Origin of the sequence: Streptomyces sp. G-G2, from assembly GCF_030063135.1 — a bacterium.
GTDB lineage: Bacteria > Actinomycetota > Actinomycetes > Streptomycetales > Streptomycetaceae > Streptomyces.
In genome coordinates this window covers 50259-72245 of sequence record NZ_JASISO010000017.1, presented here as the reverse complement: position 1 = coordinate 72245, position 21987 = coordinate 50259, and the positions used below count along the sequence as shown (strand labels likewise).

The window sequence follows — 21987 nt, the reverse complement described above, 5'->3', positions numbered from 1 at the left end:
GACAGCGGCCAGATGTCGACGAATCCAGGCCTCGTCACTTTGCTGTTTCCTCTCATCAGCTCAGATCACTTTCGAATTCATCGATCTCGTCCTGCGACAGCGACAACAGGGACACGTCGGACGGGGTGAGGCCTCCGGCCTCGGGGCGGGCGGCGAACTCGGTCAGGACTTCCAGGGCCAGGAACCACAGGCGGGCGATCTCACGGATCTCCGCCTCGGCGAAGAGCTCGTCGGGCCAGGACCAGATGGCCACCAGCCGCACGCCGTCGGGCCGGTCCTGCGCCACGACGCTGAGGCCGACGGCGTGGGACAGCGGCCTGGCGTCGTCGCCGCCGCTGCCGAGGGTCTCGGTCGCCTCGGGCGGCGCCGCCCAGTCCTCGGCCCGGGTGGCGGCCTCGTCCACGGCGCCGAACCGGCCGAGGTAGTTGAAGCCGATCTGCGGTTCGGCGTACCCGGCCAGTTCCGGGCCGGTCTCCGGGTTGAGGTGGCGCAGCAGGCCGTAGCCGATCCCCTTGTCGGGAATGGCCCGCAGCTGCTCCTTGACCCGCTTCAGGGCCGTGCCGAGTACGGCTTCGCCGGACCACAGATCGGCTTCGGGCAGTGCGCCCGGGTCGACCGCGACGGGGTAGAGGCTGGTGAACCAGCCGACCGTACGGGAGAGGTCCACGCCGTCGGCGATCTCCTCCCGGCCGTGGCCCTCCAGCCCCACCAGGACGGCGGAGCCCTCACCGCGGCCGCGCTCGCGCCGCCAGCGGGCCACCGCCAGCGCCAGTCCGGTGAGCAGCACCTCGTCGACCGCCGCGTTGAACACCGCGGGGACCCGGCCGAGCAGCGGCGCGGTCACCGCGTCGGGCAGCGTCACCGTCAGCTGTCGGGCCGTGGCGACGACGTCGCGGGTGGCGTCGAGGCGCCGGTGCGACAGGAGCGGGTCGCCGGTGGCCAGCACCGAGCGCCACAGCTCCAGTTCCCCGGTCCGCGCCGGGGACACCGCCTGCTCCGCCAGTACGGAGGACCAGCGGCGGAAGGAGGTCCCGACCGCTTCGAGAACGGGCTCGCTGCCCGTGGAGAGGGCCTCCCACGCGCTCTTGAGGTCTTCCTGGAGCACGCGCCAGGACACGCCGTCCACGGCGAGGTGGTGGACCAGGACCAGGAGCCGTCCCGGCGCGGCGGGGCCCGCGTCGAACCAGACCGCGCGGACCACGGCGCCGTCGGCCGGCGAGAGCTCGGCCTGGACCCGGGTCTGGGCCTCGGCGACCGCGCCGATCAGGTCCTGCCGCGGTACGTCCGCGATGTCGGTGCGGCTCAGCAGCGCGGCCGCGTCGACGGCGCCACGCGGGGCGATGACCATCCGCCGGCCGTCGGGGCCGGAGACGATCCGCGCCCGCAGGGTGTCGTGGTGGTCGATGACGGCCCGCAGGGTCGCCACCAGCCGCTCCCGCGTGCAGCCCGCGGGGAGCTGGAGGAGGGCCGCCTGGTGGACGGCGTCCGTCGGCCCGCCCCGCTCGTACAGGTCGTGCATGACCGGGGTGAGGGCGAGTTCGCCGATGGCGTCCTCGGGCGCCTCGGCGGTCCGCTCCTCGTCCTCCCTGGCGATCCTGGCGAGCGCCCGGACCGTCTTGTGCTTGAAGACGTCCCGCAGGCTGATGAGCAGGCCCGCCTTGCGGGCCCGGCCCGCGAGCTGGATGGAGACGATGCTGTCACCGCCCAGTTCGAAGAAGTCCTCGTCGAGACCGACCTCGGGGGCGCCGAGGAGTTCGGCGAAGAGAGCGGCCAGTACGGCTTCGCGGGAGGCGCTGCGCGCGGCCCCGTCGGCCGTCCCGCCGTCGGCGCGCACGTCCCCGGGCCCGGCCGGGGCCTCCTGGGCCTCCTGGGCCTGCGGGGCGTCCTGCGGCGCCGAGCGGGCGCGGATCTGCGCCCACCACGGGGTCAGGGGGTCCTCGTCCGCCGGTGCGGCCCGGGGGGCCAGGCCGCCCGCGAGGGCTTCCAGCACCTCGCCGAGGCCCTGGGCGACGGTTTCCGCCTCGGCTTTGGTGAGGAGGTCGGGCCGGTAGCCCAGTCCGCAGTGCAGTTGGTCGCCGGAGAGTCCCGCGTCCAGGGTGAGCGGGTAGTGGGTCGCGTCGTTCATCTCCAGGTCGACCGCGCGGACCCGGTCGGACGCGCCGCCGAATCCGGCGCCGTCCGCCGGGATGTTCTGGAACACCAGGAGGGTGTCGAAGAGTTCGCCCTTGCCGACGATCCGCTGGAGGTCGACCAGCCTGATGTGCTGGTGCGCCGTCAGGTCGATCTGCTGGTTCCACAGCCGGGAGAGCAGGACGTCGGCCCGCTCCGCTCCGCGGTGGGCGACGCGTACGGGAACGGTGTTGATGAACAGTCCCACCATGCGCTCGATGCCGGGGACCTCGGGCGGCCTGCCGGAGACGGTGGCGCCGAACACCACGTCCTCCCGGCCGGTGAGCCGGGAGAGCAACAGCCCCCAGGCGGCCTGGACGACCGTGTTCATGGTCGTTCCGTGGCGGCCCGCGAGGGCGGTGAGCCCGGCCACGAGCGCGCCCCCGAAGGTGACGGAGAGCTTCTCGGTGGCGACCGCGGCCCGGTCCGGGTCCGCCGCCACCAGCAGCGTGGGCTCCACCGACGCGTCGAGCACCTCGCGCCAGGCCCGCTCGGAGGCCTTCTGGTCCTGCTCGCCGACCCAGCCCAGGTATCCGGCGTACGGACGGACCTCGGGCAGACCGCCCGGGTCGCCCGCGGAGGCGTACAGCCGCATCAGCTCGTCCAGCAGGATCGGCGTGGACCAGCCGTCCAGCAGGATGTGGTGGAACGTCAGCACCAGGCGCGCCCGGCCACCGCCGAGGCGGAGCAGGGTGCAGCGCAGCATCGGGGGCCGGGCGGCGTCGAAGCGTTCCGAGCGCGCCTCCCGCATCACGCGGCCGACCTCGGCCGTACGCTCCGCGTCGGCCAGGGCGCCGAGGTCGCGCTCGGTCCACGGCACGTCCACGCCCGCCGGAATGAACTGGACGGGCTGGGAGAGGCCCTCGTACGCGAATCCGGCGCGGAGGTTGGCGTGGCGGACCAGCAGCGCCCGGACGGCCGTGCGCAGGACCTCGGTGCGGGGATCGCCCTCCAGGTCCAGCCCGAACTGGACCGTGTAGACGTCGGCGTCGCGCTGGTCGTACAGGGAGTGGAAGAGGAGCCCCTCCTGGAGCGGTGCCAGGGGGAGTACGTCGGCCAGCGCGCGTCCGTCCCGCTCCAGCAGGTCGATGTCGCGCTGCTCCAGCCGGACCAGCGGGAAGTCCGAGGGGGACCGCCCGCCGGACTGGCCCGCGTCGGCGAGGAGGGCGCGCACCGCGCGCTGCCAGGCCCCGGCCAGTTCGGGCACGTCCGTCGCGCCGAACAGGCTGTCCGGCCACGCCCAGCGGGCCGTCAGCCGCAGCTCGTCCCCGTCCGCGTCCACCCGGACGTCCACGTCGAGCGGATACGCGACCGGCATGTCCGGGTCCTCGCCCGCCGCGGCCCGCACGGCGCCCGCAGCGCCGAACGGAGCGGAGCCGTCCGCGAGGGGTGCCTCGAAGCGGCCGTGGTAGGCGAAGCGGACCTGCGGCGCGCCGAGGGCGGCCAGCAGGGGCACCGTCTGGGGGTTGAGGTACCGCAGCAGGCCGTAGCCGCTGCCGCCGTCCGGGAGCGCGGCGAGCTGCTCCTTGACCTGCTTGACCAGGGCGCCGGCGCCCGGTCCGGGCTCGCCCGCGCCCAGGAGTACGGGACGGGTGGTGGTGAAGCGGCCGACGGTGCGGGCGAGGGCGGCGCCGAGGGGCCCGTGGCCGCGGCCGTCGTCCTCCAGCGCGACCAGCACCCCGGTGCCGCCTTCGCGGCCGAGGCGGGCGCGCCATTCCTCGACGGCGGCCGTGAGGGCGCCGAGCAGGACTTCCGGCACTCCGGTGGCGAAGGCGGGCGCGACGGTGTCCAGCAGGGCCCGGGACTCGGCCGGCGAGAAGGACACCTCGACGTGGCGGACGGTGCCCGCGGTGTCGCGGCGGGCGTCCAGCGCGTGCCCGGTGAGGGGCGCCGTACCCGCGCCGAGGATCTCGTGCCAGACGGGCAGTTCGTCGATGAGCTCCGGGGCGGTCGCGGCGGCGGCCGTCTCCTCGGCCCAGGCCTTGTACGAGGTGGCCGCGGGCGCCAGCTGCGCGGGGACGCCGGCCGTCACCGCGTCCCACGCCGTGCGCAGGTCGGCGGCCAGGATCCGCCAGGAGCTCTGGTCGGCGGCCAGGGTGTGCACCGCGAGCAGCAGCCGGTGCTCTCCCCCGGGACCGCCGTCGAACCAGACGGCCCGGAACACGGCGCCGTCCTCGGGTGCGACGGTGGAGCGGACCGATTCCGTGTGCGCGGCGATCAGGGCGGCCAGGGTGTCGGCGTCCGCGGCCTCGACCCGGGTGAGCAGCGAGGCGGCGTCGACTTCGGCGCGCGGACGGCTCTCCAGGTTCCAGACCAGGTTTCCGGCGCGCCGGGTCAGCCGCAGCCGCAGCGCGTCGTGGTGGTCGACGAGCGTCTGGAGCACCTGGACCAGACGCGGGCCGTCGCTGTCCGCCGGGAGCGTCAGCGCGGCGGTGGCGACGCTGTGGCCGACCGGGCCGCCCCGTTCGCGCAGTGCGTGCGCGGCCGGGCTCAGCGGGATCTCGCCGGTGCCGGAGTCGTCGCTCGTGTCCGGCCGCTCGTCGGCGGCGCCGGCCCATGTGGCGGCGGCCGCCAGGTCGGCGACGGTGCGGTGGCGCAGTACGTCCGCCGCGGTGAACTCCAGGCCCGCTTCCACGGCCCGGCTCACCAGCTGGATGGAGACGATGCTGTCGCCGCCGAGTTCGAAGAAGCTGTCCTGCGCGCCCACCCCCTCGACTCCGAGGAGGTCGCGGATCAGCTCGCAGAGCAGGGTCTCCTTCTCGTCGCCCGGCGCGCCGGCCTCCTCGCGGGGGCCGAGGTCCGGCTCCGGCAGGGCCTTGCGGTCGACCTTTCCGTTGGAGCTCAGGGGCAGTGCGCCGAGCGTGGTGTAGGAGGCGGGCACCATGTAGTCCGGGAGCAGGTCCGACAGGTGGCCGCGCAGGGCCCGCGCCGTCGGGCGGGCGTCGGCCGCGGGGACCACGTAGGCCGCCAGCTGCCTGCGGCCCGCCGCGTCCTCGTGGACCGAGACCGCCGCGTGGGCGATCCCCGGGTGGAGGGCCAGGGCCGCCTCGATCTCGCCCAGCTCGATGCGGAAGCCGCGGACCTTGACCTGGTCGTCGGCGCGGCCCGCGAACTCCAGCTGGCCGTCGGCGTTCCACCGCACCACGTCTCCGGTGCGGTAGAACCGCTCGCCGGGCGCCCCGAAGGGGTTGGCCACGAACCGTTCGGCGGTGAGCCCGGGCCGGCCGAGGTAGCCCCGGGCCAGTCCGTCACCGGCGATGTGCAGTTCACCGGTCGTCCCGTCCGGCACCGGACGCAGGAAGGCGTCGAGGACGTACACCCGGGTGTTCCACAGCGGGGTGCCGATGGGCGGGTGGACCTCTCCGCTCTGGGGGCGGCTCATGGTGGAGCAGACGGTCGCCTCGCTGGGCCCGTACACGTTGAGCAGCCGTCGGCCGCGGGACCAGTGCGCGACCTGGTCGGGCGGGCAGGGCTCGCCGCCGACCGCGAGGGTGCTCAGGGTGGGCAGTTCGGTGCGCGGCAGGGTGGCGAGCACCCCGGCGGTGATCTGGAGGTGGCTCACGCGGTGGTCGTCGATCAGCGCGGCGAGTTCCGTTCCCGCGGGCGAGGCGTTGCCCTGGGGTATCACGAGTGCCGCACCGGACAGGAGGGTCATCGAGAGGTCGGCCATGGAGACGTCGAAACTGGGCGAGACGGCCTGGAGGATCCGGCTGTCCGCGTCGATGGCGAAGTTCTCGGCGTGCGAGCCGGCCATGCCCGCGATGCCCCGGTGGGTGACCAGGACGCCCTTGGGGCGGCCGGTGGAACCCGAGGTGTAGATGACGTACGCGGGGTGGTCGAGGCCGAGCGGGTGCGTACGGTCGCGGTCGGCGGGGTCGGTCGCCGCGGCCGCGCCGACCTCGGCCCGGACCTCCGGCGCGTCGACGGGGATCACGGAGGCGGAGCCGGTCAGGGGCAGCCGTGCGGCCGTCTCCCCGGTGGTGAGGACCAGGGCGGGGCGCGCGTCCTCGACGATGTACGCGATGCGGTCGGCCGGGTAGCCCGGGTCGACCGGCAGGTGGGCCGCCCCCGCCTTCAGGACGCCGAGGGTGACCGCGAGCCAGTCCACCGAGCGCGGTACGGCGACGGCGACCCGCTGCTCGGGGCCGACTCCGTTGCCGATCAGCCAGTGCGCCCACTGGTTGGCCCGCGCGTTGAGTTCCGCGTAGGTCAGCTCGGTGGCGCCCGCCACGAGGGCGACCGCGCCGGGGGTGGCGGCGGCGCGCTCCTCGAACAGCGCGGGGAACGTCGCCGCCCGTACCGCGCGGGCGGTGTCGTTGCGGGTGGTGAGCACTTCGGTCAGCTCCGCGTCGCCGAGCAGGTCGATCCGGCTGACGGCCAGTCCGGGATCGGTGCTGACCGCGTCGAGGAGGGCGGTGTACCGGGCCGCGACCGACTCGACCGTGGACCGGTCGAACAGGTCGGTGCGGTAGCTGATCATGCCGCGCAGACCGGCGTGGCCGCCGTCGGCGTCGAAGGTCTCGGTCAGCTCGACGCCGAGGTCGGTCTTGGCCGAGGTGAGTTCGATCTCCGCCGGGGAGACCGTCAGGCCGGGCAGTTCCAGGCGCGGCGCCGCGTTGTTCTGGAAGGCGAGGAACACCTGGAACAGCGGGGTGTGCGCCAGGGACCGCACGTCCGGGCCCAGCGCGTCGACCAGCCGCTCGAAGGGCAGGTCCTGGTGGGCGTAGGCCGCGAGGTCCGCGGCCCTGACCCGGGCCAGCAGTTCCGTGAAGGACGGGTCCGCGGAGGTGTCGGTGCGCAGCACCAGGGTGTTGACGAAGAACCCGACGAGGTCTTCGAGCGCCTCGTCCGGGCGCCCGGCCACCGCGGTGCCGACGGGGATGTCGGTGCCGGAGCCGAGGCGGGTCAGCAGCGCCGCGAGGGCCGCCTGGGCCACCATGAAGAGGCTGACCTGGTGGGTGCGGGCGAGGTCGGCGAGGCGTGCGTGGAGTGCGGCGCCGAGCGTGAACTCGACGGTGGCACCCGCCGCGGTCGCCTCCGCGGGGCGCGGGCGGTCGGTGGGCAGGGCCAGCTCCGCCGGGGCGCCGGTCAGGGTCTGCTCCCAGAAGGCCAGCTGTTGGGCCGCGAGGCTCGCCGGGTCCTTCGCGTCACCCAGCAGCTCCTGCTGCCAGAGCGTGTAGTCGGCGTACTGCACCCGCAACGGCGCCCAGCCGGGCTCGCGTCCGGTGGACCGGGCGGCGTAGGCGAGGGACAGGTCGCGGGCGAGGGGGGCGTTGGACCATCCGTCGGACGCGATGTGGTGCACGGTGAGCAGCAGCACGTGCTCGGTGTCGGAGACGGTGAACAGCGTCGCCCTGATGGGGAGTTCACGGGCGAGGTCGAAGCCCTGGGCGGCGGCGCGGCGCAGTGCGCCGTCGAGTGCGTCCGGTGTGCTGCGGACGCACTCCAGCGGAACCCGGGCGTCGGTGCCGGTGAGGACGTGCTGGCGGGGCTTGCCACCGGTGTCGGGGAAGACGGTCCGCAGGCTCTCGTGGCGCGTCACCACGTCGGCGACGGCCCCGCGCAGCGCGTCGGGGTCGACCGTGCCGGTGAGCCGGATGCCGATGGGGATGTTGTACGAACCGGTGGGGCCCTCCAGCCTGCCGAGGAACCACAGGCGGCGCTGTGCGGACGACAGCGGGACCTGCGGCGGCCGCGGCCGTGCGGTCAGTTCGGGCCGCTCCGAATCGCCGTGGACGATCCGGGCGGCGAGCAGGGCCGGGGTCGGCGCCTCGAAGACGGCGCGGACGTCGACGTCGGAGCCGAAGGCCGACCTGACCCGGCTGAGCAGCCGCACGGCGCTCAGCGAGTTGCCGCCGAGGCGGAAGAAGTCGTCGTCCACGCCCGCTTCGGCCAGGTCGAGGACCTGGGCGAAGAGGCCGCACAGGATCTCCTCCTGCGGGGAGCGCGGGGCGCGGACGGTGACGGCCGTGAACTCCGGCTCGGGCAGCGCGGCGCGGTCGAGCTTTCCGTTGACGGTCAGCGGCAGCTCGCCCAGGAGGACGACGGCTTCCGGGACCATGTGGTCGGGCAGCGTGGCGGCGAGCCGCTCACGCAGCTCCGCTCCGGCCGGGGCGGTCCCGGCCGCGGGGACGGCGTACGCGACGAGGCGGGGGCCGCTCGCACCGCCGTCGCGGACGATCACCGCCTGGGCGGTGACGCCGGGGAGGGCGGCGACCGCGGCGGAGACCTCGCCGAGTTCGATGCGGTGACCGCGGATCTTGACCTGGTCGTCGGCGCGGCCGACGAACACCAGGTTGCCGTCGGCGAGGCGGCGGGCCACGTCACCGGTGCGGTACATCCGCTCGCCCGCCGGTCCGTACGGGTCGGCCGTGAACCGCTCCGAGGTCAGCGCGGGACGGCCGAGGTAGCCGCGGGCCAGGCAGGGCCCGGCGAGGTAGAGCTCACCCGCGACCCCGGCGGGGACCGGGCGCAGCGCCGCGTCGAGGACGTACGCCCGGACGTTGCCCTGCGGGCGGCCCATCGGTACCGGCCCCGGGGCCAGTTCGGTGCCGGGCGCGACACGGAACTCGGTGGCGTTCACGGTGGCCTCGGTGGGCCCGTACACGTTCCAGACGGTGGCGTCCGGGTGGCGCTCGCGCCACCCGGCCAGGTTCTCGCCGAGCAGGGCCTCCCCGCCGAGGAGCAGTTCGGTGGCGGGCGAGTAGGCCGCGGGCAGCGCGCCGAGCAGCGGAAGGTGGCTGGGGGTGGCCTTCATGAAGGTCACCGGGGTCGTGGCGAGCCGCGCCGAGACGGCGGCGCTCTCCTCCAGCGCCGTGATGAGCACGCTGCCGCCGACCGTGAGGGGAGTGAACAGGGCGGTGACGGTGAGGTCGAAGGAGACCGGCGAGTGCAGCAGCGCGAGACCGGCCGCGCCGGAGTAGGCGGTGCCCGCCCAGCCGAGGTAGTCGACCACCGAGCGGTGCTCGACGACGACGCCCTTGGGGCGGCCGGTGGAGCCGGAGGTGTAGATCACGTAGGCGGGGTGCCGGGGGGACGGGGAGGCCGGGCGGGCGCCGGTGACGGGGACGGCCGCGATGTCCGCGGCGGTCTTCGCGTCGTCGACGACGATCCGCTCGATGTCCGACGGCGGCAGCGCGGCGGCGGCCGCCCGGGTGGTCACCAGCAGGCGCGGTGCGGCGTCCTGGAGCAGGTAGGCGATGCGCTCGCCCGGGTACGCCGGGTCGACCGGTACGTACGCGGCGCCGGACTTGAGGACGGCGAGCAGGGTCACGACCAGTTCGGCGGAGCGCTCCATGGCGACCGCGACCAGGGTCCCGGGGCCCGCGCCCCGGGCGGTCAGGGTGCGGGCGAGCCGGTCCGCCCGCTCGTCGAGTTCGGCGTAGCCGACCTCCAGGGCGCCGTCGACGAGCGCGACGGCGTGCGGGGTACGAACCGCCTGGGCCTCGATCAGCTCGTGGACCAGGGCGTCGGAGCCGGGTACGGCCGGCCCGGCGGAGCCGGAGGTCAGCTCCCGGGTCTGCGCCCCGTCCAGCAGGGCCAGCCGGCCCACGGGGGTCTCCGGCGCGGTGGCGACGGCCTCCAGGACCCGGCGCAGCTGCCGGGTCGCGGAGGTCACCAGCCGCTCGTCGAGCAGGTCGGGGCGGTAGTACCAGTTGAGCACCAGGCGCTGCTCGTCCTGCATCACCACCATGCCCAGGGGGTAGTGGTTGTCGCCCTTGGTGTCGACCTCGGACAGGGCCAGGCCGTGCACGGTCTCCATCGCGCCGGGCTCCGACGGGAAGTTCTCGAAGACCACCGCGGTGTCGAAGAGGGTGCCGAGTCCGGCGAGTTCCTGGAGGTCGGCGAGGCCGAGGTGGTGGTACGCCAGCAGCTCGACCCGCTGGGCCTGGACCCGGGAGAGGGTGTCGGCCAGCGACGCCGCGGGGTCGAGGCGGACCCGTACGGGCACGGTGTTGCTGAAGAGTCCGACCATCGTCTCGACGCCCGCCAGTTCCGGCGGACGGCCGGAGACCGTCTCGCCGAACAGCACGTCGTCGCGGCCGGTGAGAGCGGCGAGGACGACGCCCCAGGCGCCCTGCACCACGGCGTTCATGGTGAGGCCGTGCGCGCGGGCCGTCGCGGTGAGGGCGGCGGTCAGCTCGCCCGGCAGTTCGTCGACGATCCGGCCGGGCAGGGCCGCGGCGTGTCCCGCGGCTCCGGGGGCGACCAGCGTCGGCTCCGTCACCCCGGCCAGGGCGGTGCGCCAGGCGCTCTCCGCTTCGGCGCGGTCCTGGCCCGCCAGCCAGGTCAGGTAGTCCTTGTACGGGACGACCTCGGGCAGGGCGGACGCGTCGCCGCGGCGCCCGTACAGCTCGAAGAGCTCACCCGCGAGCACCGGCGCGGACCAGCCGTCGAGCAGCAGGTGGTGGGCGGCGAAGAGCAGGCGGTGGCGGTCGGTGCCCAGCTTGATCAGGGTGAAGCGGAGCAGCGGCGGGTGCTCGGGGTCGAAGCGGCGGGAGCGCTCCTGGACCAGCAGCCGGTCCAGCTCGTCCCGCTGCTCCCGCTCCCCGAGGTGGCTGAGGTCGCTCTCGTTCCAGGGCAGCTCCACCGCGTCGGGTACGAGCTGGACGGGGACGCCTTCGGCCGTGCGGTGGAAGCAGGCGCGCAGGCTGGCGTGCCGGGACAGCAGCCCGGCCACGGCGGCGCGCAGCGCCCCGGTGTCCAGCGCGCCGCGGACGTCCAGGGCCAGCCGGGTGATGTAGACGTCCTCGGCCCGCTGGTCGTACTCGGTGTGGAAGAGCAGGCCCTCCTGGAGCGGGGACAGCGGCAGGATGTCGCTCAGGTGCGGCCTCGCCCCCTCCAGGCGGCCGATCTCCGCCTGGGTGAGGGAGACGAGCGGCAGGTCGGACGGGACGAGGCCGCCGACGCCCTCGGGCCGGTCGGCGCAGGCCACCAGGGCGCGCAGGGCGTCGAACCAGGCGGCGGCGAGGCGGCGTACCTCGTCCTCGGTCAGCAGGGCGCCGGGCCAGGTCCAGGTGGCGGTGAGGCGCGGGCCGTCGGCGTGGGTCTCGGTGACGGCGTTGGCGGTGAGGGCGTACGGCAGGGGGGTGGCGTCGTCGGCGCCGCCGCCGAGCCCGCCGTCCTGGGCGTCGTCGCCGGATCCGCCGATGCGGCCCAGGTAGTTGAAGCCGATCTGCGGCTCGGCGAACTTCGCCAGGGCCACGGCGGTGCGCGGGTTGAGGTAGCGCAGCAGGCCGAAGCCGATGCCGTTGTCGGGGATGGCGCGCAGCTGTTCCTTGACCGCCTTGAGGGCGGTGACGAGGGCGGGGCCGCCCCCGGGGAGTTCGGCGGCGGGCACCTCGCCCGGGTCCAGGCGCACCGGGTACAGGCTGGTGAACCAGCCGACCGTACGGGACAGGTCGGCGCCTTCGAGGATGTCCTCCCGGCCGTGGCCCTCCAGGCCGACCAGGACCGAGGAGTCCTCGCCGCGGCCGCGCCCGCGCCGCCAGTCGGCGACGGCGACGGCGAGCGCGGTGAGCAGGACGTCGTTGATCTGCGCGTTGAAAGCGGCCGGGACCCGGCCCAGCAGGGGCTCGGTCACGTCGGCGGGCAGCCGCAGGGTGAGGTGTCCGGCGGTGGCGAGGGTGTCGCCCTCGTCCAGCGGTCGCTCGGTGAGCAGCGGGTCGGGGCCGGACAGGATGGAGCGCCACAGCGGGAGTTCGCGGATGCGGTCCGGCTCCGAGGCGGCCGCGGCGAGGTGCTGCGACCAGCGGCGGAAGGAGGTGCCGACGGGCTCGGGGGTGTACCCGGCGCCCTCGGCGGCGGCCTCCAGCGCGGCCGAGATCTCCGGCAGCAGGATGCGCCAGGACACCCCGTCCACCGAGAGGTGGTGGATGACGAGCAGCATCCGGCCGGGCAGGTCCGCACCGGCGTCGAACCAGACGGCCTGCACCATCCGGCCCTGCTCGGGGGCGAGCCGGCCCTGGGCGGCGGCGGACTCGCGCTCGATGACGGCCCGCAGGGCGTCCGCGTCGAGCCCGGTGGCGTCGACCCGGTGGAGGGACTCGGCGGCGGCGACGGTCCCGGCCGGGGTGATCTCCAGCGTCCACTCGCCGAGGTCCTCGATGCGGGTGAGCCGGAGCCGCAGCGCGTCGTGGTGGTCGAGGAAGGTCTGGAGCACGGTGGTGATCCGGGCCGTGTCGAGGCCCGCGGGCACGGGCAGCGGCATCGCCTGGTTGAACGGGTCGACGGGCCCGCTGTGTTCGCTGAACCAGTGGATGATCGGGGTCAGCGGCACTCCCCCGACGCCGTCGGAGGGGGCGCGGCGGCGGCGCTCGGTACCGGTGGACTCGGTCGCGACGGCGGCGACGGCCTCGACGGTCTTGTGGGTGAAGACGTCGCGCGGGGTGAACCGCAGACCGGCCTTGCGGGCGCGGCTGATCAGCTGGATGGAGGCGATGCTGTCACCGCCGAGCTCGAAGAAGCTCTGGTCGGCGCCGACCTTCTCCACGCCCAGGACCTCGGCGAAGAGCGTGCACAGCAGCTCCTCGCGGGCGGTGGCCGGGGCGCGGCCGTCGGACACGGTGAGCTCGGGGGCGGGCAGCGCCTTGCGGTCCAGCTTGCCGTTGACCATCAGCGGCAGCGCGTCCAGCGCGATGACGACCGCCGGGACCATGTACTCGGGCAGCTGCCCGGCGACGTGGGTGCGCAGACCCGCCGCGTCGAAGCCGCCGGCGGCGGTGGGGACCACGTAGGCGACGAGCTGCTTCACGCCCGGCTGCGTCTCGTGCACGGTCACGGCCGCCTGGTCCACGCCCTCGTGGCGGGCCAGTACGCTCTCGATCTCGCCCAGTTCGATGCGGAAGCCGCGGACCTTGACCTGGTCGTCGGCGCGGCCGACGAACTGGAACTGGCCGTCCTCGCCGAGCCGTACGACGTCACCGGTGCGGTACATCCGCTCGCCGGGGGCTCCGTACGGGTTGGCGACGAACCGCTCCGAGGTCAGAGCGGCACGCCGGAGGTAGCCGCGGGCCAGGCCCGCGCCCGCCACGTACAGCTCGCCCGAGGCGCCCCGCGGAACCAGGCGCAGCGCGCCGTCGAGGACGTAGGCGCGGGTGTCCAGCACCGGCGCGCCGATCGGCGGCACCGTGCCGGTGACCTCCAGCGGGGTACTCATCGACACCGCGACGGTCGACTCGGTGGGGCCATACGCGTTGACCATGCGCCGGCCCGGCGCCCAGCGTGCGACGAGCTCGGCCGAGGTGGCGTCACCGCCCACGATCAGGCAGGCGAAGCCGGGCAGGTCCACGGCGGGGACGCTGGCCAGCGCGGCCGGGGGAATCAGGGCGTGGGTCACCCCGCGCGCCGCGATGACCTCGGCGAGGGGCTCGCCCGCCAGCGGGCCGGGCTCGGGCACCACCAGGGTGGCGCCCGAGGTCAGCGTCATGCACAGCTCCAGCACGGAGGCGTCGAAGCTCGGCGAGGAGAACTGCAGGACACGGCTGTCGCCGTCGACGGCGAACCGCTCGCGCTCGGTCGCCGCGAAGGCGGCCAGACCGGTGTGGGTGACGACGACGCCCTTGGGGACGCCCGTCGAACCGGAGGTGTAGATCAGGTAGGCGGGGGAGGCGACGGACACCGGGCCGGCGGGGCGGACGCGCTCGCCCGCCCGCTGCGGAGCGCCGTCGAGCAGCAGCACGGGCGTGCCCTGAGACGGGGGCAGCACACGCTCGTACGCGGTGGTGGTGAGCACCGCCGCGGGACGCGCGTCGCCGAACATGAACGCGATGCGCTCGGCCGGGTAGTCGGGGTCCACCGGCAGGTAGGCGGCGCCCGCCTTCATCACGGCGAGCGAGCCGACGACGGACTCCACGGAGCGGCCGAGGACGAGTGCCACGACCTGCTCGGGGCCGACGCCCTGGGCGGTCAGCAGCGCCGCCAGCTCGTCGGTGCGCGCGTCCAGCTCCGCGTAGGTCAGGCAGAGGCCGACGGACTCGACGGCGACGGCGTCGGGGGTGCGTGCGGCCTGGGCGGCGAACAGCTCGGGGAAGGTGGAGCGTTCCACCGCGTCCGCCGCCGTGTCCGGGCCCGCGGCCAGCAGGCTCCGCTCGGCGCCGGTGAGCAGGTCCAGTCCGGCGACGGTGCGCCCGAGGTCCTCGGTCAGGGTCCGCAGCAGGCGCACCAGCCGGGCGCCGACGACCTCGACCTGCTCCAGCTCGAAGAGGTCCGGGCGGTAGTTGAGCAGCAGCCGCAGCTTGCCCTCGTGGACGTGCGAGACGAGGCAGAGCGGGTAGTGGTTGGCGTCCAGGACGTCGAAGCCGTCGATGGTCAGGCCGCCCGCGAGGTCGCGCAGGCCCTGGAGGTCGAAGGGGAAGTTCTCGAACGCGACGTAGGTGTCGAAGAGTTCGGAGTGGCCCGACAGCCGGAGGATGTCGCGCATCCCCGTGTGGTGGTGGCCCATCATCTCCAGGTGCTCGCTCTGGATCCCGGCCAGCACGGTCCCGAGCGGATCCGCGCCGTTCAGCCGCACCCGGACGGGCAGGGTGTTGATGAGCATGCCGACCATGCGCTCGATACCGGGGACCTCCGGCGGGCGGCCGGAGACGACGGTGCCGAAGACCACGTCGTCGCGGCCGGTCAGCACCGACAGCAGCAGCGCCCAGGCGCCGTGCACGGCGCTGGAGAAGGTGAGGTCGTTGGCGCGCAGCCGCGCGGAGAGCGCGGCGGTGTCCTCGGCGGAGAGCTCCAGCACCAGCTGCTCGGGGTGGACGACCTCGCGGGCCGGGTCCGAGGGGACCAGCCGGGTGGGCGCGTCGATACCGGCGAGCGCCCGGCGCCAGGCGTCCAGGGACGCCGCGCGGTCCTGCCGGGCGAGGTGGGCCAGGTGCTCGCGGAACGGGGTGACCGGCGGCAGCGACGACGCGTCGCCGCCCTTGGCGTACACCTCGAACAGCTCACCGAGCAGGACCGAGGTCGACCAGCCGTCGAGCAGGATGTGGTGGAAGGTGCACAGCAGGCGGTACGCGTCGTCCGCGAGCCGCACCAGCCGGTAGCGCATCAGCGGCGGGCGGGCCGGATCGAAGGGGTGGGCCTTCTCCTCGGCCTGGAGGCGCAGCAGTTCGGCCTCCCGCGCGACGCCGTCCAGGCTCCGCAGGTCGCTCTCCTGCCAGGGCACCTCGACGTCCCTGGAGACCACCTGGACGGGCCGGCTCTGCTTGGGGTGCAAGAAGCCCACCCGCAGGTTGGCGTGGCGGTTCAGCAGCGCCTGGGCCGTGGTGCGCAGGGTGGCGGCGTCGAGGCCGCCACCGAGGTCGAGCACGATCTGCACGGTGTAGACGTCGTTGCCGCTCTCGTCGTACAGCGCGTGGAAGAGCAGCCCCTCCTGGAGCGGCGACAGCGGAAGGATGTCCTCAGGACCCGACTTCGACATTTACAGCGTCCTCCACTCGGCTTCGAGCCCGTCGATCTCGTCTTGGGAAAGCTCCACCAGCGCAAGGTCCGATGGGCTGTAGCCGCCGGCGTCAGGCCGCTCGGCGTGTTCGGTCAGGGCCCGCAGCGCGCGGAACCAGGTGTCCGCGAGCTCGCGGACGTCGGCCTCGGAGAGGAGCCGCCCGGGCCAGGTCCAGCTGGCTTCCAGGCGCGGTCCGTCCGGGTGCTCCCTGGCCACTGAGTTGATCTCCAGCAGATGGGAGAGCGGCAGGTCCGCGCCCTCGGCCAGGACCAGGTCGGTCTCGGCCGCGGGGCTCCAGTCGCCGCCGGGCCCGTCCGCCGGGGCGGCGGCGCGCCCCAGGTGGTTGAAGAGCAGGGGTGCGGTGGCGAGGGCGGCCAGCCGGGGGCCGGCCTCCGGGTCGAGGTGGCGCAGCAGCCCGTATCCGATGCCTTCGTCGGGTACGGACCTGAGCTGTTCCTTGACCGTGCGCACCGCCCGGCCCGCCTCGGGTCCGCCCGCCCACAGTCCGGGCCAGTCCACGACGCCGGGGTCGAGGCGGGCGGGGCGGATGGTGGTGAACCAGCCGACCGTGCGGGACAGGTCGAGGCCCTCGGCGATCTCCTGCCGGCCGTGGCCCTCCACGTCCAGGAGCACGCCCGTCCCGCCGGGGAGTCCGCGCCGGTCGCGCCAGCGGTCGACGGCCAGCGCCAGGGCGGTGATCAGTACCTCGTGCACGCCCGCGTTCAGCGCGCCCGGCACCAGGTTCAACAGGGGTCCGGTGACCTCGGCGGGCAGCGAGTGGGTGAACCGCCGGGCGCCTGCGGCGGTGTCCTGGGCGGGGTCCAGCGGCCGGTCGGTGAGGCCGGGGGCGGGGAGCCGCAGCGCCTCGGTCCACAGGTCCAGCTCACCGGCGCGGTCCGGGGCGTGCTCCCCGAGGAGTTCGGCCCACCGGCGCAGGGGCGTGCCCACGGGCGCCGGTTCGGGCCGCTTCCCGTCCCTGACGGCCTCCCAGGCGGCCCGCAGGTCGGGCAGCAGGATGCTCCAGGAGACCCCGTCCACGACCAGGTGGTGCGCGGCGAAGAGCAGCCTGCCGGAGGCGCCGGGCCCGGAGTCGAACCAGACGAGCTGGGCCGTCACCCCGTCTTCCGGGGCCAGCCGGTCCCATGCCGCGCGGGACTCGCGCGCGATGGCCTCGCGCAGCTCCGCACCGCTCAGCGCGGCGGTGTCGACGCGGCGGACCAGTGCGGTCGCCCGCACGCTGCCGCGCCCGAGGATCTCGTACGTCCACCGGTCGGCGGGGCCGCCGCGGTCGAGCCGGGCGCGCAGGGCGTCGTGCCGGTCGAGCACGGCCTGGAACGCCTCGGTCAGTTCGCGTGCGCCGAGCCCGGCCGGGACCTGGATCAGGACGCTCTGGTGGAAGGCGTCGGCGGGGCCGCCGCGCTCCTCCAGCCAGCGCATGACCGGGGTGGCGGGGAACGCTCCGATCCCGGCGTTCTCGTCGGCGGCGGGCGCCGCGCTCTCCTCGGTGACCTGGGCGGCGAGCGCCGCCACGGTCTTGAGTTCGAACACCGACTTCGGGGAGAGCCCGAGGCCGAGCCTGCGGGCCCGGGCCACCAGCTGGATGGAGACGATGCTGTCGCCGCCCAGTTCGAAGAAGCTGTCGTGCAGTCCGACGCTCTCGCGGCCGAGCACCTCGGCGAAGAGCCCGGCGAGGGTCTCCTCCAGGCCGGTGCGCGGCGCGTCGTCGGCGGCCGCCGCGCCGGTGAACTCGGGAGCGGGCAGGGCCGCGCGGTCGAGCTTCCCGTTTGGGGTCAGCGGCAGCGCGCTCAGCACGACGACGGCGGCCGGGACCATGTAGCCGGGCAGCGGGCCGCGCGTGTACGAGAGGACCTCGGCCGGATCGAGCGGCCGCGCGTCCCGTCCCGCGCGGGGGACGACGTATCCGACGAGCTGCTTGCGGCCCGGGCTGTCCTCGCGGACCGCGGCGGCGGCCCCGGACACCTCGGGGTGCCGGGCCAGTACCGCCTCGACCTCGCCGAGCTCGATGCGGAAGCCGTTGAGTTTCACCTGGTCGTCGACGCGGCCGAGGTACTCCAGCTCGCCGTCGGCGCGCCAGCGGCCCACGTCTCCGGTGCGGTAGACACGGGCACCCGCCGGTCCGTGCGGATCGGCGACGAAGCGTTCCGAGGTCAGCGCCGGACGGCCGAGGTAGCCGCGGGCGAGCTGGCCGCCGCCGATGTAGATCTCCCCGGCGACGCCGGGCGGTACCACCTTCAGCTCCGCGTCGAGCACGTGGATGACGGAGTTCCACATCGGCCGGCCGATGGGCACGGGGCCGCTGGGCGCGGCCTCGTCGGGGCCGATCCGGTACTCGGCGCAGCCGACGGTCGCCTCGGTGGGCCCGTACTCGTTGATGACCGTGATGCCGGGCCGCTGGCGACGCAGCTCGTCGACGACCTCGCCGATCAGCATCTCGCCGCCGACGACCAGTTCCCGGGTCGGGGAGAACTCCTCGGGCAGGACGCCCAGGAGGGCGAGGTGCGCGGGGGTCGCCTTGAGGAAGGCGGGGCGCGGGGCGCCCGTGGCGGAACCCTCCAGGTCCGTGACGCGGACGCTGCCGCCGGAGATCAGCGGGGCGTACAGCGAGGTGACGGTCAGGTCGAAGGAGACCGGCGAGTGCAGCAGGGTGCTCTCGCAGACCGCCGGGTAGCGCTCGCGGGCGTACTCCAGGTAGACGGCGACGGACCGGTGGCTCACGACGACGCCCTTGGGGCGGCCGGTGGAGCCGGAGGTGTAGATGACGTAGGCGGGGTGGGCGGGGTCCAGCGGCGCCGACCGCTCCGCGTCCCGCGGGTCGAGGGACGAGGCGTGCCGCTCCTGGGTGACGTCCAGGACGGGTACGCCCGCGGGCACCGCGTGCAGGGTGCCGGGAGCCGCCACGACCAGCGCCGGAGCCGCGTCCCGCAGCATGTACGCGATCCGCTCGGCGGGGTACTCGGGGTCGACGGGGACGTACGCCGCACCGGACTTGAGCGTCGCGAGGAGGGCCGTGACCAGGTCGGCCGAGCGCGGGAGCAGCACGGCGACCCGCTGCTCGGGACCGGCGCCGGCCGCGATCAGGGTGTGGGCCAGCTGGTTGGCGCGGGCGTTGAGTTCGGCGTACGACCAGGTCCGGTCCCCCTCGGTCAGCGCGGGGGCCGCCGGGGTGCGGGCGGCCTGCCGCTCGAAGAGGGCGGGCAGGAGCAGAGCGGGCTCGACCTCGGGGGCCCGGGCGAACTCGTCGAGCACCTGGCGCCGTTCCGTCGCGGTCAGGACGTCGATCTCCCCGATCCGCTGGCCGGGGTCGGCGGCGAAGGCCGACAGTACCCGGACCAGGCGGCCGCTCATCGCCTCGATGGTGGCGCGGTCGAACAGGTCGGTGCTGTACTCCAGCCGTCCGGACACCCCGGCCGCGGCCTCGTGGCCCGCCGAGCGCTCGTCCAGACCGAACAGCAGGTCGATCTTGGTGACACCCGGGTCCACCTGCTGCGGGGTGGTGGTCAGACCCGGCAGTTCCAGGGTGGACCCGGCCGGCGTCTGTACGTCCATCATCACCTGGAACAGCGGGTTCCTGGCGAGCGAGCGCTCCGGGTTGAGCGCCTCGACCAGCCGCTCGAAGGGAACGTCCTGGTGGGCGTGGGCGGACAGCGACATCTCGCGGGACCGGTCGAGGAGCTGTCCGACGCTCGGGTTGCCGGAGACGTCGTTGCGGAACACCACGGTGTTCACGAAGCAGCCGATGAGGTCGTCCAGCCGGGAGTCGCCCCGTCCGGCGACCGCGCTGCCCAGCGGAATGTCCTGGCCCGCGCCGAGCTTGCTCAGCAGGACCGCGACCGCGCTCTGGAGCACCATGAAGAGACTGGCGCGGTGGGCGTGGCCGAGTTCGGTCAGGCGCTGGTGGAGGGCGGGGGCGATGTCGAAGCGGACGATGTCCCCGCGCTGGGACAGCTCGCCGGGCCGCGGCCGGTCCGTCGGGAGGGAGAGTTCCTCGGGCAGATCGGCCAGGGCCTGCTTCCAGTAGTCCAGCTGACCGGCCAACGGGCTGTCCGGATCGTTCTCGCGGCCCAGGACGGACTGCTGCCACAGGGTGTAGTCGGCGTACTGGACCGGCATCGGCGCGAAGGCGGGCGGCTCACCGGCCGCGCGGGCGGCGTAGGCGAAGCCGAGGTCGCGGGCGAGCGGCTCCAGCGACAGGCCGTCGCCGACGATGTGGTGGAGGACGACCAGCAGGACGTGCTCCTCGGGGCCGAGGACCAGCAGCCGGGGCCGTACGGCGAGGCCCTCGGTGAGGTCGAAGCCCTCGGCGACCACCGCGGCGACCGCGGCGTCCAGCGTGTCCGCGTCGGCGGCCTGCTCGGTGAGCACCACCCGCGCGGCGGCCGCGGCCGGGGACAGGACCTCCTGGCGCGGCCGGCCGTCCGTCTCGGGGAAGGTCGTGCGCAGGCTCTCGTGGCGGCCCATGACGTCGAGGAACGCCGCGGCGAGCGCGGCCCGGTCCAGTCGGCCGGTGAGCTTGAGCGCGAGCCCCATGTTGTAGGCCCCGCTCGGTCCCTGGAGCCGGTTGACCAGCCAGAGCCGCTGCTGGCTGAGGGAGAGCGGCAGTTCGGCGGGGCGGGCGACGGGCTCCAGCGGGCGGCGTCCGCCGTCGGCTCCGTCGAGGAGCGCGGCGAGCCCGGCGACCGTCGGGGTCTCGAAGACGGTGCGGATGGAGAGTTCGGCCCCGAAGGACTCGCGGATCCGGCCGAGCAGCCGGATCACGGAGAGCGACTGGCCGCCGCGTTCGAAGAAGTTGTCGTCGACGCCGATCCGTTCGGTCTTCAGGACCTCGGCCACCAGCGCGCAGAGCGTCTCCTCGCGCGGGCCGGCGGGAGCGCGGTACGCGGCCCGCTCGACGTCCGCCGCGCTCTCCTGGCCGCGCACCGGCGGCGTCCAGCCCGCGGGCTCCGGGAGTGCCACGGTCCCCAGCTCGTCGGCGGGGTCCGCGGCGGCCAGGGCGGAGAGGAAGCCGGTGAGCGCCTCGCGGTGGCCCGAGACCGCCTCCCGCGTGTAGAGGTCGGCGTTGGCGTGGAAGTCGATCAGGAAACCGTCGTCCGGGGTCCGGTTGTCGACGATCAGCGAGAGGTCTTCCTCGGGGCCGATCGAGAAGCCGCGCACGCTCGCCTCGTGACCGGCGAAGTCGAGGCGCTCGCCGTACATGATGAGGTTGATCTCGGGGCCCCACAGCCGCTTGCGGTCACCGACCAGGCCGAGGTCGCGGTGGATGTCCTCGTAGCGGTATCGCTGGTGGCGCAGGGCCTCGTGGAGCTCGTCGCTCACCGAGCGGAGGAAGTCCGCCACGGTCGTCGCGGGCCGTGCGCTCACCCGGACGGGAAGGGCGTTGGAGACCATGCCCGGGGTGCGCTTCGCGGCGGCGACGGGGCGGGCCGCGACGGCGAGGCCGAGGACGATGTCCTCGGCGCCGGTGAGCCGGTGCAGGTAGCCGGCGATTCCCGCCACGACGGCGGCGGGCCAGCTGATCCGGAGCTCGCGGGCGAGACCGCGCAGCGCGTCGGCGTCGGCGGCGGCCACCCGGCCCGCCTCGCGGACGTGGTCGGTGGGGACACGGGTGGGGCGGGGAGCGAGGGCGACCGGCTCGGTCAGGCCCGCGAGGCGGCGCGACCAGAAGGCGGCGTCCTCGGTGAACCGCTCCGACTCCCGGTAGGCGACGTCCAGTTCGACGAGCTCGGACAGGGTCCCGAAGGTGGCGGCCTTCGGCTCGGCGCCGGTGGCCAGTGCCGAGTAGAGCGCGGCGACCCGGGAGACGATCAGCGACCAGCTGTATCCGTCGACGATGGTGTGGTGCACGCGGCTGAACCAGGTGTACCGGTCCTCGGCGAGCTTGAGGAGACCGAAGGTGAACAGCGGCCCGGCGTGGACGTCCACCGGGGCCGTGACCCGGGCCAGCATCCAGCGCTCGGCGGCCACCGCGGCGTCCGGCTCGCCGCTGACGTCCGGTGTGTGCAGCTCCCACTCCAGCTCCGGCACCACGGTCTGCACCGGGCCCTCGGGGCCGGGCAGGAAGCGGACGCGCAGCGCCTCGGTCTCCGCCACCGTGCGGCGCAGCGCGTCCTCGAAGAGCGCGGCATCGACCTGGCCCGATATCTCAACGCATTCGGCGATGCTGTACATCGGGTTGTCCGGATTCACCTGCTGGGCCAGCCACATTCCGTACTGGGCGGCCGTCAGCGGCAATTGGAGTCCATTCCGGTCGGCCATTGCCATTCACTCCGATTGAGTAGACGCATCGATACCCGTAGAGAATCGCTCGCCGGCCGTATCGGCAGGGCGATGCGGCTCACACTACGAATCAACCGCGGGCGCGCCTCGAT

Annotated in this window: 2 protein-coding genes; both read right to left on the bottom strand. The window is 74.5% G+C overall.

The window, feature by feature from the left end:
• Positions 1–55: 55 nt before the first annotated feature.
• A complete protein-coding gene (locus tag QMF80_RS15820; protein WP_283453661.1) occupies positions 56–15580 on the bottom strand; it encodes a non-ribosomal peptide synthetase in 15525 nt (5174 codons plus the stop codon).
• Positions 15581–21874, bottom strand: coding sequence for a non-ribosomal peptide synthetase (locus QMF80_RS15815; protein WP_283453659.1), 6294 nt, complete (start codon positions 21872–21874; stop codon positions 15581–15583).
• Positions 21875–21987: the final 113 nt, after the last annotated feature.

Bases quoted from the DNA above. Each gene is read 5' to 3' on its own strand.
- QMF80_RS15820 (WP_283453661.1), bottom strand. From the start codon at position 15,580: ATGTCGAAGTCGGGTCCTGAGGACATCCTTCCGCTGTCGCCGCTCCAG.
- QMF80_RS15815 (WP_283453659.1), bottom strand. From the start codon at position 21,874: ATGGCCGACCGGAATGGACTCCAATTGCCGCTGACGGCCGCCCAGTAC.